Here is a 13142-nt window from a genome sequence, read left to right as displayed (position 1 = left end):
TTCTCAGCGCAAGTAGCGCTTCACCAGCCGCTCCGCCGCTGCGCTGACGTCGGCCCAGGCCTGCTCGAAATCGTCCTCGTCGCCATAGTAGGGATCGATCACCGCCGTACCCTTGCGGCCAGGCACCAAATCCATCAACAGCCCGACTTCGGCAATGTGGCGCGAAGGCTCGATCCGGCGCAGGTCCTTGAGGTTCTGCTGGTCGAGCGCGAAGATGTGGCCGAAGCGGTGGAAGTCTTCCGTCGTGACCTGCCGTGCGCGGTAGCTTGAGATATCGAGGCCGTGCTTCCGCGCGGTTTCCTGCGCCCGGGGATCGGGCGGTCGGCCGACATGCCAGTCACCGGTCCCCGCGGAATCGATGGTCATCGCCACGCCCGCTGCCACCGATTGCGCGCGCAAGGCCGCCTCGGCGAGAGGCGAGCGGCAGATGTTTCCAAGGCAGACGAACAGTATTGACGGTTGGCTCACGGGATCACGATACTCCGCTGGCAGGGTCTCCCCAGGCCAATCAGGAACGGATCCTCTCCCTGCCGCGCAGTGAACATGCTTCGTGACGCGATGTCCATCCATTTTCGAGCAATCAGCACCTGCCCGATAGCCCCGCCCAGCGTCTCCCCCGGTCCTAGCAGAACGACCCGGTCGGGCGCGAATTCGCGAATGCCCACGGTCATCGCAGCGGTGAAGTCGTAGGGGGCCAGGATCTGGTGCCCGAAAGTATAGTCCCACAGCGCCTCGCGGGCACTTTCGAACCGCCGCCACACCTTCCCTCGCCCGTCGATCAGCGGCACCTGCGGCTGATCGAACCAGTCCGCCGGAAACTGCGCCCGCGCCGCATCGCTGCTCTGCTGCATCAGCGGGGTATGAAACGGCCCATGCCCAGCGAGCCGCATCGGCGGGCGCGAAAGCGGCGGCAAGTCCTTCTCGAACGCATCGAGCGCCGCAACCGGCCCCGCGACAACCAGCATTCCCCCCAGCCGGATCGAGGGCAGCACGCCGTGCCGCGCCATTGCCGCTTCAACCTCGGCCTGCAGTGCAGGATCGACCGTCCAATCCTCCGCGGCCAGCACGAGCACGGACTGGCCTCCGGGCACGTGCTTCTGGGAATTGATTCCCATGCCATCGGCAATGGCAAAGCCATGCTCGGGCGAAACCGCCCCGGCACAGGCCAGCGCCGTGTACCAGCCCATCGAATTGCCGGTCACCGCGACGATCTCGAACCGCTCGCGGTCGATCTCGAGAAAATCCAGCCAGGCACAGGCGTGGATCAGCGGCGCCGCATTGTCCCCCCGCAAGTGCGCAGGCGTGAACTTCGCCGCCCCATCCAGTGCCGACAAGGCCTCCTTGCCCGCCTCGATCCGCATCGCATCGAACCGCGCCAACCATTCCGACCCGGCATGATGCCGCCCCAGATAGCCCAGTTCCGGGGCATTGTAGGTGCCGCGCCCGGGGCAGACGACAAGGACGGTTTCCTTAGCCACGCACCATCTCCAGCACCTTGGCCACGATCCCGTCCCGGCTCGGCAGGGTATGCGTCGCCGCGCGCGCAAGCGGGATGAAGCTGTCCGTCGCCGCCATGCGTGCAATTGCCTTGCCCGGCGCGCGCTCGGCCAGAAGCGCCATCAGCGCCTCGTTCTGCCCACCGGTGATGCGGCATTCGTCCACCACCAGCACGCGCGAACACGGCGCAACAGCCTCGATCACGGCATCTTCGTTCACCGGCCCCAACCAGCGCAAGTCGATCACGCGCACGTCCACGCCATGCTCGGCCAGCAACTTGCGCGCCTGCAGCGAAAGATAGAATCCGTTGCCGTAAGTCACGATGGCGACATCGGTGCCCTCGCCCGCAACACCGATCTGCCCGAAGGCAATCGCGCCCTCACCCGGCGGCTGATAGACGCTCGCCCACAAGCCATCCCCCGGCTCGTGCAAGTCCCGCGTCATGTAGAGCGCGATCGGCTCCACGAAGACGACGACGCGGCTCTCCTCATGCGCCAGCCGCACGCATTCGCGCAGCATTGCCACCGCATCGCGCCCATTGGACGGCACCGCCAGCACCACCCCCGGAATGTCGCGGAAGACAGCCAGCGAATTGTCGTTGTGGAAGTGCCCGCCAAAGCCCTTCTGGTATGGCAGCCCGGCGATGCGCACGACCATCGGGTTGGTGTATTGCCCGTTCGAGAAGAACGACAGCGTCGCCGCCTCGCCCCGGATCTGGTCCTCGGCATTGTGGACATAAGCGAGGAACTGGATCTCCGGCATCGGCAGCAGACCATTATGCGCCGCGCCAATCGCCAGCCCGAGGATCGCCTGCTCATCCAGCAAGGTATTGATCACCCGCGCCGAGCCGAACCGCGCATGCAGCTTCTGCGTGGCGGCATAGACCCCGCCCTTCGGCCCCACATCCTCTCCGCAGACGATCGCGTTGGGATACTGCAACAGCAGGTCCGCCATCGCCCAGCTGATCAGCTTTGCCATATGCTGCGGCTTGTCCATCGCGGCGGCATCGTCGGCAAAAAGCGCAGCACGGTCCTGCGGCGGGGCCAGCGGCCTCTCCACACCTTCGCGCTTCGGCGGCACGATGCTGGCCATCACCGCCGCCGCATCCGGCAGCTTGGGCCGCCGGATCGCCAGCTCCACCTGCCGCTCCAGCGTCGCCTCGATCTCGTCATAGACCGCGCGGACCTCTGGCGCGGTCATCACGCCTTCCTCGATGAGCAGCGCCGCGCTCGCCAGCAGCGGATCGCGCTCTTCCTCGGCCCGCACTTCTTCCTTTGTGCGATAGGAAAGCTGCACGTCGTTCCCGGCATGGCCGTAAAGCCGCACCGTCTTCATGTGCAGGAACACCGGCTTCCTCTGCCGCCGCGCCACCTGTTCGGCCTCGCGCGCCGCACGCATCGTATCGACAAGGTCCGAGCCATCACACCCGATGTAGTGCAGCCCTGCCCGCCCCGAGAAGTTCGCCTCGATCCACCCCGGCGGCGTCCACGTGGAAATGCCGATGCCATTGTCTTCGCACAGGAAGATGATCGGCATGGGCGTACCCTGGAATGCCGCCCAGCACGCGGTATTGATCGCTCCCAGCGCGGTCGAATGATTGGCGCTGGCATCGCCAAAGCTGCACAATACCACGCCGTCCTTCGACAGAACCGTATCGCTCCAGCCCATGCGCCGCGCGATGCCGATGGAGAACGCGGCTCCCACCGCCTTGGGCAGGTGGCTGGCAATGGTCGAAGTCTGCGGCGGGATGAACAGGCGCTTCGATCCCAGCACCTTGTGCCGCCCGCCGGAGATCGGGTCTTCCATGCTCGCGGCAAAGCTCAGCAGCATGTCCCACGCCGGGTTCTCGCCCGGCACGCGGTGGGCGCGGTGGATCTGGAACGCAGCGTCGCGATAATGAAGGAACGCCATGTCGTCGATGCGCAGCACTTCGGCCAGCACCGCATTGCCCTCGTGGCCCGAGGAGCCGATCGTATAGAACCCCTCGCCCCGCGCCTGCAGCTTGCGGCTCATCCTGTCGAGCTGGCGCGACAGCGCCTGCGACCGGAACAGCGCCGCCGCACTCTCGGGCTCCAGCCCCACATCCTTCAGTCCGAGGTTCGAGCGCCTGCGCGCCGTGCCGTTCTCCAGCGCATCAAGGAACTGCCGGTGGACCTGCTCGGCGGCATCAAGCGACATTGCGGATGGTTTCCCTCGTAACGAATCCGCGTGATAGCCGCAGGCCTAGCGCAAGTCCACGACCTCCACCGGCGGCAAGGCCACCGCCCCCGGCTGCTCCGACCAATGCCGCGCATTGAGCACGCCGCCATCGGCGCGCAGCTCTGCAACCTTCGCGGTATCGACCTCGGCAAAGACCCACTGCGCCGCGCCTTCGACGCCTACCGCCAGCACGCCATCCTCAGGCATCCCGCGATCCGGCGGCCCATAGACCGCCGCCGCCCCCCGGTTCTCGTCCACCGCCGGAGACCACGCCGCCTCTCCCACCGTCGGCGAGTGCACCGCATAGCACTGCCCCTCCAGCGCGCGCGCCTGCGCCCCGATCCGCACGCGCCAGTAGCCATGCAGCGTATCCGTGCACGAAGGCACCAGCAGCACTTCTGCCCCTGCTTCCACGCAGGCCCGCGCCAACAACGGAAACTCGCTGTCATAGCAGATCGAAACCGCCAGCCTTCCCAGCGCCGTATCGAACACCCGCAACGTGGCACCGGCGGCTATGTCCCACTGCTCCCGCTCGAACCGGGTCATCACCAGCTTGTCCTGAACCGAGGACTTGCCATTCGGCGCAAACAGCCGCGCGGCATTGCGAAAGCGCCCGTCCGCATCCTTGCGCGGTGCCGAGGCTGCCAGAATATGTAGGCCGGTTCGCGACGCAAGTTGGCCATGCAGTGCATCGACACGCGGCAGCAGCGCCGAAACCGTCTCGATCGACCCCGCCAGATCGCCCATCGTCGCCGGATCAAGGCTCGCCAGTTCCATCGCCCCGTATTCGGGAAACACGGCGAGCTTGGCACCCTGCGCCGCGGCCTGTTCCACCCACCGCGTCAGCTTGGCCTCATACGCCTCCCAGCTGTCCAACCGGTCAATCGGATACTGCGCAGCGGCGACGGTGAAGCTTACCATTGGCGCATCCAATATTGCATGAGGTTGACCCGCTCGGCCTCGTCGCCATGCTCCTTCCACGCAAGCTCGGTGGTCAGGTCCGGAACCACGGCATAGCCGCGCCGCGCCCAGAAGGCATCGAGGGGCGAATAGTCTTGCGGCTTGGCCGGATGGTCGTCAGCCCGCACCACGGCAGCAAAGCACGCGGCATTGGCACCACAGCGCACCGCCTGCGCCTCGCGCTGGTCGAAGAACGCATGCCCGATCCCGTGCCCGCGATACTCCGGCAGCAGCACGCTTTCGCCGAAATAGAACAGCCGCGCCACCTCGATTCCCCGTGCCTCGAAGGGTCTGCGAAACTCCGCCTTTTGGTGCATCATCGGCGCCGCCGTGGCCGCGCCGACTATCCGCGCCCCATCGAACGCTGCCACCAGCACCGCATCAGGCGCAGCGGCATATTCGGTCAGATAGTCCGCTTCATAGGCCGCATCGCCATCATAGAGATAGGGATAGGCCGCAAAGACCGTGATCCTCAAGGCGGCCAGATCATCCAGCGCCGCCGCGATCTCGTTTCCGGTCAGCGGCCGAACCTCGATCCCCATTACCCGACGACCTGCTTCGTCCAGTCGCCAAGGTTGTAGTACATGGTCAGCCGCGTGATCTTGCCGCCCTCGATCGCGAGGAACGCCCCGGCCGGCAGCACATAGGTCTGCCCGTTGGCCTCAGGCAGTCCTTCGTCGGTCGCCAGATATTGCCCGTGCACCACGAACTCCGCAGCCGCCCGCGTGCCGTCCTCGCTGGCCATCAGCACGATGTCTTCCAGCCGCTCCTTGTAGCAGCGCTCCATGTGCCTCAGGAATTCGGCAAACGCCGCCTTCCCGACAACCCGCTCGCCCTGGTTGATATCGTGTGCCACGTCATCGCTCAGGCATTCGAGCATCCCCTCCCAGTGGCCGGCATTGAACGCGGCGTAATAGCGGGCCTGCAGGGCAATCGCGTCAGTACGGGCGGCAGGGCTTGTCATCGGCAAAATCTCCTTCACCCTCCGGTCTAGCGCCCCCCGTCGCACCATTCCAGCGCTCCGCCCTGCAAGGCACCATTGCACGGGTGCGCGGAATTGCACTTTGGCGCGTGTTCGCCTATGGGCGGCAAGAACGCCCCGGCGCTTGCGATGGATTCGCCTCCAACGCGATGCCGGGGTTTTGTATTCTGGCCGGGCCGCTGCCCGGCGCCGTGCAGGAAGACGTTATCATGTCCCGTCGCCGCCAGATCTACGAAGGCAAGGCCAAGATCCTTTACGAAGGCCCCGAACCGGGCACGATCATCCAGTACTTCAAGGATGATGCCACCGCCTTCAACGCGCAGAAGCGCGGCACGATCAACGGCAAGGGCGTGATCAACAACCGCATCAGCGAGTACGTGTTCACGCGCCTCGCCCACATCGGCATTCCCACCCACTTCATCCGCCGCCTGAACATGCGCGAACAGCTCGTGCGCCAGGCAGAGATCATCCCGATCGAAGTGGTCGTGCGCAATATCGCCGCGGGCTCGATCTCAAAGCGTCTCGGCATCGAAGAGGGTGAACCGCTGCCGCATACCCTGATCGAATACTACTACAAGGACGATGCGCTGGGCGATCCGATGATCGCCGAAGAGCACATCGCCTGCTTCGGCTGGGCATCGAACGAGGAAATGCAGGACATCTCCTCGATGGCCATCCGCGTGAACGATTTCCTCTGCGGCATGTTCGCGGCGATCAACATCAGCCTCGTCGATTTCAAGCTCGAATTCGGCCGCATCTGGGACGGCGACTACAGCCGCGTGATCCTCGCTGACGAAATCAGCCCCGACGGTTGTCGCCTCTGGGACATGACCACCGGCGAAAAGCTCGACAAGGACCGCTTCCGCCGCGACCTCGGCGGCGAAGAGGAAGCCTACCAGGAAGTCGCCCGCCGCCTCGGCCTGCTCGAGAACGACGGCGGCCCAAGCGAAGTCTTCGACCTCGGCGCCCACCGCAAGCTCCGCGGGAAGAAGTAAACTTCAGGCCCTGCGCTGACATTCAAGACCCCCTTCGGCAACGGAGGGGGTTTTTATTTGTGCAGTCCCACCTCAATCCCGCTCGCCCTGAGCCCGTCGAAGGATGCTGGCACTTCCCTATCCCTAACAGCCCATTGCGCCACCGCGCCCAACCGGGCACATCGCTAGGCAATGTTCCTCCACCGCCTGCTTCCCCTCGCCGCAGCTCTCACCCTCGCCGCCTGCGCCGCGCAACCCGCAAGCGTAGATAGCGCGCCAAAACCGACCTGGGCCTTCCAGCAGAGCGACCTGCCGCCCGATCCCGCCTACCGTTACGGCCAGTTGCCCAACGGCATGCGCTTCATCATCCGCCGCAACGCCACGCCCGCCGGCACCGCGCAGGTGCGCATGGACATTGCCACCGGCTCGCTCGACGAGCGCGAGACCGAGCGCGGGTTTGCCCATTTCGTTGAGCATATGGCGTTCAACGGCTCGACCCGCGTGCCCGAAGGCGAGATGGTCAAGCTGCTCGAGCGCAACGGCCTGTCCTTCGGAGCAGACACCAACGCCCAGACCTCGTTCGAACAGACGCTCTATATGCTCGACCTGCCACGCAACGATGCGAAGCTGCTCGACACCGCGCTGATGCTGATGCGAGAAATCGCCAGCGAGCTGACCTTCGATCCGCAAGCCGTTGTGCGCGAACGCGGCGTCGTCCTGTCAGAACTGCGTGACGGGCAAGGCTGGAGCCGCACCAACCTCGAAGACCAGCTCGCGTTCTTCTACCCCGCAGCGACCTACCCCAGGCGCCTGCCCATCGGCACGGTCGAAACACTGAACGCTGCCACCGCCGATGCGCTCAAGGCCTTCTGGGCGCGCGAATACGTCCCGTCGAAGACCACGCTGATCGTGGTGGGCGATTTCGATACCGATGCGGTCGAACAGGCCATCCGCACCCGCTTCGCCGACTGGCAAGCCAAGGCGCAGACCCCGCGCCCCGATCAGGGCAAGGTCGAGCCGAAGCAGAAGGCCAGGGTCGACATCCACCTCGATCCGTCACTGTCCGAACGCGTCACCGCATCGCGGCACGGGGCCTGGCTCGACGAGCCCGACACCATCGCCAACCGCCGCCGCAACCTGCTGCGCCAGATCGGCTACGGCGTCGTCAACCGCCGCCTCGCCCGCCTCAGCCGCGCCATCGACCCGCCGTTCCGAGGGGCGGGCTTCGGCACAAGCGAGGTGTTCAGGATCGGCCGCACCACCAATGTCATCGTCGATACCGTTGACGGCGGCTGGCAGCGAGGCCTCGCCGCCGCAGCCGGTGTCTACGCGCGCGCCCTCGCCACCGGCTTCACTAAGCCTGAGATCGACGAGCAACTGGCCAGCATCCGCACCGGGCTGGAGAACGCCGCCGCCGGGGCCGACACCCGCTCCCACGGCACGCTGGTCGCCGCCGCGCTCGCCCTGATCCGCGATGATCAGGTGCCGACGACGCCGCAATCCGGCCTCGCCCGTTTCAACCAGTTCGCGCCGACGATTACCCCGAAGACCGTCATGGCCGCACTGAAAGAGGAAGCTGTCCCCCTCAAGGACCCCCTGCTCCGCTTCCAGGGCCGCACCGCGCCCAAGGGTGGCGAGGAGGCACTGCGCAAAACCTGGGCCAAGGCCACCCGCGCCAAGGCCCCGGCCGGCGAAGTGCCCGCGCCGATCCCCTTCGCCTACACCGACTTCGGCCCGGCCGGCACCGTCGTGGCGGACACCACCGAACCGCTCTACGGCATCCGCCAAATCCGCTTTGCCAACAACGTCCGCCTCAACCTCAAGCGCACCGACCTCGCCAAGGACCGCATCGACGTCCGCCTCAATCTCGACGGCGGCGAAATGCTCGACACCCCGCAAGATCCCCTCGCCACCGAAATGACCGGCGTCCTCGCCCGCGGAGGCCTCGGCAAGCACAGCGAGGACGACCTCCAGACCCTGCTCGCCGGGCGCTCGGTCGCATTCGGCCTGAGCGCATCGGGCGATACCTTCTCGGCCGATGCGACCACAACCCCGCGCGACCTGACGCTGCAACTGCAGCTCTTCGCCGCGCTGCTGACCGACCCCGGCTACCGCCCCGAAGGCGAAGTGCTGTATCGCCAGAACATCGCCAACTTCTTCGCCCGCCTGCGCTCAAGCCCCGGCGCGGCCCTGTCCAACTCCATCGGCGGCATCCTTTCGGACAACGACCCGCGCTTCACGCTGCAACCGCAATCGGCCTACGCCGCGCTCGGCTATGGCAAGCTCAGGCAAGAGATATCCGACCGGCTCTCCCGCGGTGCGATCGAGATTTCGATCGTGGGCGACATCGACGAAGCAGCGGCGGTCGACGCCGTTGCCCGCACTTTCGGCGCCCTGCCCAAGCGGGAACCCGATTTCCGCGCCTACACCGCCGAACGCCAGCGGGGTTTCACGTCCAGGCGCGGTCTCCAGATCATCCGCCACACCGGCGAGGCCAATCAGGCCGTGGTCCGCTACACCTGGCCCACCCGCGACGACCGGGACCCGGATGAAGCGATGGCGCTCTCGCTGCTTGCCGAAGTCGCCGGGATCGAAGTGCTCGATACGGTGCGCGAGAACCTCGGCAAGGCATACAGTCCCGGCGCGTCCTCGGCCCTCAGCCGCGTCTGGACCGGCTACGGCACGTTCACGATGAACGCTTCGGTAGACCTCGCCGACGTCGCAGCCACCCGCGCCGCATTGGAAGAAACGGCACGCTCCCTCATCGCCGCACCGGTCGACGCAGACGTGCTGCAGCGCGCCCGGGCCCCCATGCTCGAACGCATCGACAATTCGTTGAAGACCAACGGCGGCTGGAGTGCGCTCGCCGAACGTGCCCAGTCCCAGCCCGAGCGCCTCATTCGCGCCAAGGCGGCGCGCGCCCGGTTGGAAAAGCTCACCGCGACAGATCTGCAAATGATCGCCCGGCGCTATCTCGCCCCGGAGAAAGCGGTGCAGGTGCTCGTTCTGCCGGACGGAGCAGCCGTTCCTTGAGCACGAGCGCCGGTTCGCCCACCTCTCAATTCATAAATTTTGGGCATGTCCAAGTGCAAATATAATCTATTTTTCAAATCCAGTCTCCTCATGCATTCGTTTGCGCAAATCACAAGCCGTCGATCTACGGGAGACAAAAATGAGCAACAAATCAGTCATTCGCTGGACCGTGTCGCTGGCCGCCCTGTGCGCCGCCAGCCCGCTTCTCGCCCAGGAAGCACAGGTTTCAGACGAAGAACAGGGCATCACCGATATCGTCGTCACTGCACAGCGCCGTGAGGAAAGCTTGCAGCGAGCTGCCGTCGCGGTCACCGCCGTAACCGGGGCAGACATTGCCGAAGCCGGCATCACCGAACTGGTCGATCTCCAGAAGCTCGTGCCCGCCCTGGCCGTTTCGCCGACCGGCGGCACCACCAGCTTCTTCCTGCGCGGCGTTGGCACCAATTCGCAGAACTCGTTCTCGGAAAATGCCGTCGCCTTCAACTTCAATGGTGTCTACGTGGCGCGCCCATCGGCTCCTGCCGGTGCGTTCTACGATCTCGCCCGCGTCGAGGTGGTCAAGGGACCGCAGGGCACGCTTTACGGCCGAAACGCAACTGGCGGCGCCATCAACGTCATCCCGCGCAAGCCCGATCTCGGCAAGTTCGGCGGGGAAGTGCGCGCCGAATACGGAAACTACGACAGCAAGAAGGCATCGGCCGCGCTCAACCTTCCGATCGGTGATTCCGCGGCCCTGCGCGTCGCCGGGCAGGTCGTGGACCGTGATGGTTTCCTTACCGACGGCTACAACGACGAGAAGGGCGAAGGTGTGCGCGCCTCGTTCCTGATCGAACCGTCGGCGGACTGGTCGGTGCTGTTGGTCGGCGATTATTTCAACCAGCATGGCAAGGGTTGGGGCAGCGTCCTGCTCCCGAGTGCTACGCTGAATGCGCCAGACCTGAATGATCATGTCGGCATTTCCAGCCCCGCCGCGCTGGCCGCGATCCGCAACCTCGCCGCCGGCGTTTTCGCGCCACCGTTCTGCGGCGGCTTCGGCGGGTTCGTGACCAGCGGCTGCATCGATCTTCCGGCAGATACCGGCTTCCTCGACAACAAGTTCTATGGCCTGAGCGCGACGATCGAGGGCGACCTCGGCTTCGGCAAGCTCACGCTCCAGCCGGCCTGGCGCAAGACGGACATCAACTTCGTCACCTATCTCCCGGGCTTCCGCGGGGAAATCACCGAAAAGGCTGAACAGTTCTCGTTCGAAGCGCGCTTCGCGTCGGATCACGATGGCCCGCTCAACTATGTCCTGGGTGGCTTCTATTTCAAGGAAGACCAGAACGCGCTGAACTTCTTCCGCCAGGGTGATCTTTCCACCACGCGCTTCACGCCAAACGTCAACACGGAAAGCCTCGCCGCGTTCGGCCAGTTCACCTACAAGGTCACCGATGCGCTGCGGCTCGTTGCCGGCGGGCGCTATACCAAGGAAACCAAGGATCAGTTGACCGCCACGGTGTCCGGCGGACGGCCCGGACCGGTCAATCCGCCGCTGGGAGCGCCGTTCACCGGCGCGCTGGATTTCGAGAAGTTCACGTGGAAAGCCGGCATCGAGTTCGATGCGGGCCCTGCATCGCTTATCTATGCCGATGTTTCGACCGGCTTCAAATCCGGCGGTTTCTTCGTTGCCGCGCCACCGGAAAACACCTTCGCTCCCGAAACGCTCACGGCCTATACGCTGGGCAGCAAGAATCGCTTCTTCGACAACAAGCTGCAGGTGAATGTCGAGGCGTTCTACTGGGACTACACCAACCAGCAAATCACCTTCGTAGGCGGTGTGCGCACGGCGAACAACATCTTCGCCCAGGGTTCGCGCACCGAGAACGCGGGCAAATCCCGCATCTACGGGTTCGAAGCCGAAGTGCGCTTCCAGCCCAGCCGCAACGACCGGTTCGATCTCAATCTGCAGTACCTGAATGGCAAGTACAACAGCCTCAGGACGGCCAACTTCTCGCCCACGGGTGCGCCGGTGGCCACTGGCTGTACCACGCTGGGCAGCCGCCTCGCCAACCCGGGCGTCCCGGGCAACAATGCGCGCTTCTATGATATCGACTGTTCGGGCAAACCAGCCGTAAACGCGCCGAAGTGGTCGCTGGGCCTCGGATACGAACGCGGGTTCGACCTGTCCGATTCCATGCGCCTGCTGCTCGGTGGCCGGACCTCGATCGAATCCGGTCGCTTCCTCAATCCGAACTATCGCCCGGAAGAACGGCAAGGCGGCTTCATGATGTCCGATGCCTACCTCACGCTCGAGGGCGATGGTGGCCGCTGGACGCTCACCGGCTTCATCAACAACATCGAGGATGAAGAAGTGATCGTGCGGTCCGGTTCAAGGCCAATTCTCGACTTCTCCGTCGCGACGCTTGCTCCGCCCAGAACCTATGGCATCCGCATGGGATACACCTTCTGATGCGATTGGCCATCATCGCCGGCATCGCCATTGCTCTGGTCACGTCCGGAGAAGTCGCCCAGCTCGCAGCACATGAGTCATCTGAAAGTGGCTTACGCTTCATCACGCTTGGCACGATGGGTGGGCCGGTCGGTGATGGCCGCCGTTCTCAACCGGCCAACGCCCTCGTCGACGGGAAGGATCTCTATGTCGTCGATGCGGGCGACCGCGTCGTGCAGCAGATGGCCAAGGCCGGCCTGGCATTGCCGAACGTCAAGGCGGTGTTCCTCAGCCATCTGCACGCCGATCATACGGGCGGCCTCTCCGCGCTTCTGGCGCTGCGCAACCAGACTCTGGTTGCGCAGAAGCTGACGATCTACGGCCCGCCAGGAACGCGCGAAATGGTCGAGGGCATGATATCCTCGATGCGGCCCGCTGCTCGCGCGGGATACGGAATACCGGGCAAGCCCTGGCCCGATCCTGCAGGGACAGTCGCCGTCGTGGAAATGGGCGATGGGTTCAAGGCCAGCGTGGGCAACATGGTGGTCCGTGCAGTGCAGAACACCCACTATGATTTCGCCCCCGGCAGCGAGGAAGACAGATCCTTCAAGTCGCTTTCCTTCCGGTTCGATTTGCCCGGGCGATCCATTGCCTATACCGGCGATACCGGCCCGTCCACCGCCGTCGAGAAGCTGGCGGCAGGGGCAGACCTGCTCGTGAGCGAAATGATCGACATTGATTCGACGATGGCAACGGTCGCCCGCAACTCGCCGAACATGCCGGAAAAGGCGAAGGCGGATCTGGTCCGGCACCTGACCACGCACCATCTTGCCCCGCCAGACGTCGGCAAGATGGCCAGGCATGCCGGGGTCAAGGCCGTGGTCGTCACGCATTTCGCGGGCGGCAGCACAAGCGCCGCGCAAGTCGAAGGCGTCACGGCCGGCGTCCGCGCCGAATACGCGGGCCCTGTAACGATCGCCAACGATCTCGATAGCTTCTAGGATCCACGTCCGGGGGCCATTATCGCCGCAGGCGGAACGCGCCCCTTTCTTCCCCCCCTCCCGCAGGC

10 protein-coding genes are annotated in these 13142 nt (G+C 65.1%); 4 read left to right on the top strand and 6 right to left on the bottom strand.

Annotated features, from left to right (window positions below; genetic code table 11):
- Positions 1 to 3: 3 nt before the first annotated feature.
- Genes IM701_RS03890 through IM701_RS03865 form a run of 6 tightly spaced genes read right to left on the bottom strand, consistent with a single transcriptional unit; the run spans position 4 to position 5620 of the window.
- Positions 4 to 468: a low molecular weight protein-tyrosine-phosphatase gene (locus IM701_RS03890; RefSeq protein ID WP_039332848.1), complete on the bottom strand. Its 465-nt coding sequence runs from the start codon at positions 466 to 468 to the stop codon at positions 4 to 6.
- The gene (locus tag IM701_RS03885) at positions 465 to 1478 is read right to left on the bottom strand and encodes an ACP S-malonyltransferase (protein ID WP_193827835.1); all 1014 of its coding nucleotides are present in this window, start codon (positions 1476 to 1478) and stop codon (positions 465 to 467) included. Before IM701_RS03885 ends, IM701_RS03890 begins: the two co-directional genes overlap by 4 nt.
- Positions 1471 to 3675, bottom strand: coding sequence for an alpha-ketoacid dehydrogenase subunit alpha/beta (locus IM701_RS03880; RefSeq protein WP_193827834.1), 2205 nt, complete (start codon positions 3673 to 3675; stop codon positions 1471 to 1473). Before IM701_RS03880 ends, IM701_RS03885 begins: the two co-directional genes overlap by 8 nt.
- A 45-nt stretch (positions 3676 to 3720) precedes the next feature.
- On the bottom strand, positions 3721 to 4617 hold the full coding sequence (locus tag IM701_RS03875) for a carbon-nitrogen hydrolase family protein (protein ID WP_039332842.1): 897 nt from the start codon (positions 4615 to 4617) through the stop codon (positions 3721 to 3723).
- On the bottom strand, positions 4611 to 5198 hold the full coding sequence (locus IM701_RS03870; protein WP_039332840.1) for a GNAT family N-acetyltransferase: 588 nt from the start codon (positions 5196 to 5198) through the stop codon (positions 4611 to 4613). Before IM701_RS03870 ends, IM701_RS03875 begins: the two co-directional genes overlap by 7 nt.
- Positions 5198 to 5620: a ketosteroid isomerase-related protein gene (locus IM701_RS03865; RefSeq protein WP_193827833.1), complete on the bottom strand. Its 423-nt coding sequence runs from the start codon at positions 5618 to 5620 to the stop codon at positions 5198 to 5200. Before IM701_RS03865 ends, IM701_RS03870 begins: the two co-directional genes overlap by 1 nt.
- Positions 5621 to 5847: 227 nt before the next feature.
- Here IM701_RS03865 and purC point away from each other — a divergent pair, with 227 nt between their 5' ends.
- The 4 genes from purC to IM701_RS03845 all read left to right on the top strand — a co-directional run bounded on the left by purC (position 5848) and on the right by IM701_RS03845 (position 13074).
- Entirely contained in the window at positions 5848 to 6633 is a 786-nt protein-coding gene (gene purC, locus IM701_RS03860; RefSeq protein ID WP_039332937.1) for a phosphoribosylaminoimidazolesuccinocarboxamide synthase, read from the top strand.
- 171 nt (positions 6634 to 6804) lie between these two features.
- Entirely contained in the window at positions 6805 to 9645 is a 2841-nt protein-coding gene (locus IM701_RS03855) for a pitrilysin family protein (protein WP_193827832.1), read from the top strand.
- A 139-nt stretch (positions 9646 to 9784) separates the two neighbouring features.
- A complete protein-coding gene (locus IM701_RS03850) occupies positions 9785 to 12094 on the top strand; it encodes a TonB-dependent receptor (RefSeq protein WP_039332838.1) in 2310 nt (769 codons plus the stop codon).
- The gene (locus tag IM701_RS03845) at positions 12094 to 13074 is read left to right on the top strand and encodes an MBL fold metallo-hydrolase (RefSeq protein WP_193827831.1); all 981 of its coding nucleotides are present in this window, start codon (positions 12094 to 12096) and stop codon (positions 13072 to 13074) included. The genes IM701_RS03850 and IM701_RS03845 overlap by 1 nt, the downstream gene beginning before the upstream one ends.
- The last annotated feature ends 68 nt before the right edge of the window (positions 13075 to 13142 follow it).

Source organism: Novosphingobium sp. ES2-1, assembly GCF_015169775.1.
In the GTDB taxonomy this organism is placed as follows: Bacteria; Pseudomonadota; Alphaproteobacteria; order Sphingomonadales; family Sphingomonadaceae; genus Novosphingobium; species Novosphingobium subterraneum.
The sequence above is the reverse complement of the archived record's forward strand: the minus strand, read 5'-3'. Positions and strand labels throughout refer to the sequence as shown.

Excerpts from the sequence above, each read along its gene's own strand:
- IM701_RS03880 (WP_193827834.1), bottom strand. The coding sequence starts at position 3,675 with ATGTCGCTTGATGCCGCCGAGCAGGTCCACCGGCAGTTCCTTGATGCG.
- IM701_RS03875 (WP_039332842.1), bottom strand. The coding sequence starts at position 4,617 with ATGGTAAGCTTCACCGTCGCCGCTGCGCAGTATCCGATTGACCGGTTG.
- IM701_RS03870 (WP_039332840.1), bottom strand. The coding sequence starts at position 5,198 with ATGGGGATCGAGGTTCGGCCGCTGACCGGAAACGAGATCGCGGCGGCG.
- IM701_RS03865 (WP_193827833.1), bottom strand. The coding sequence starts at position 5,620 with ATGACAAGCCCTGCCGCCCGTACTGACGCGATTGCCCTGCAGGCCCGC.
- purC (WP_039332937.1), top strand. The coding sequence starts at position 5,848 with ATGTCCCGTCGCCGCCAGATCTACGAAGGCAAGGCCAAGATCCTTTAC.
- IM701_RS03855 (WP_193827832.1), top strand. The coding sequence starts at position 6,805 with ATGTTCCTCCACCGCCTGCTTCCCCTCGCCGCAGCTCTCACCCTCGCC.
- IM701_RS03850 (WP_039332838.1), top strand. The coding sequence starts at position 9,785 with ATGAGCAACAAATCAGTCATTCGCTGGACCGTGTCGCTGGCCGCCCTG.
- IM701_RS03845 (WP_193827831.1), top strand. The coding sequence starts at position 12,094 with ATGCGATTGGCCATCATCGCCGGCATCGCCATTGCTCTGGTCACGTCC.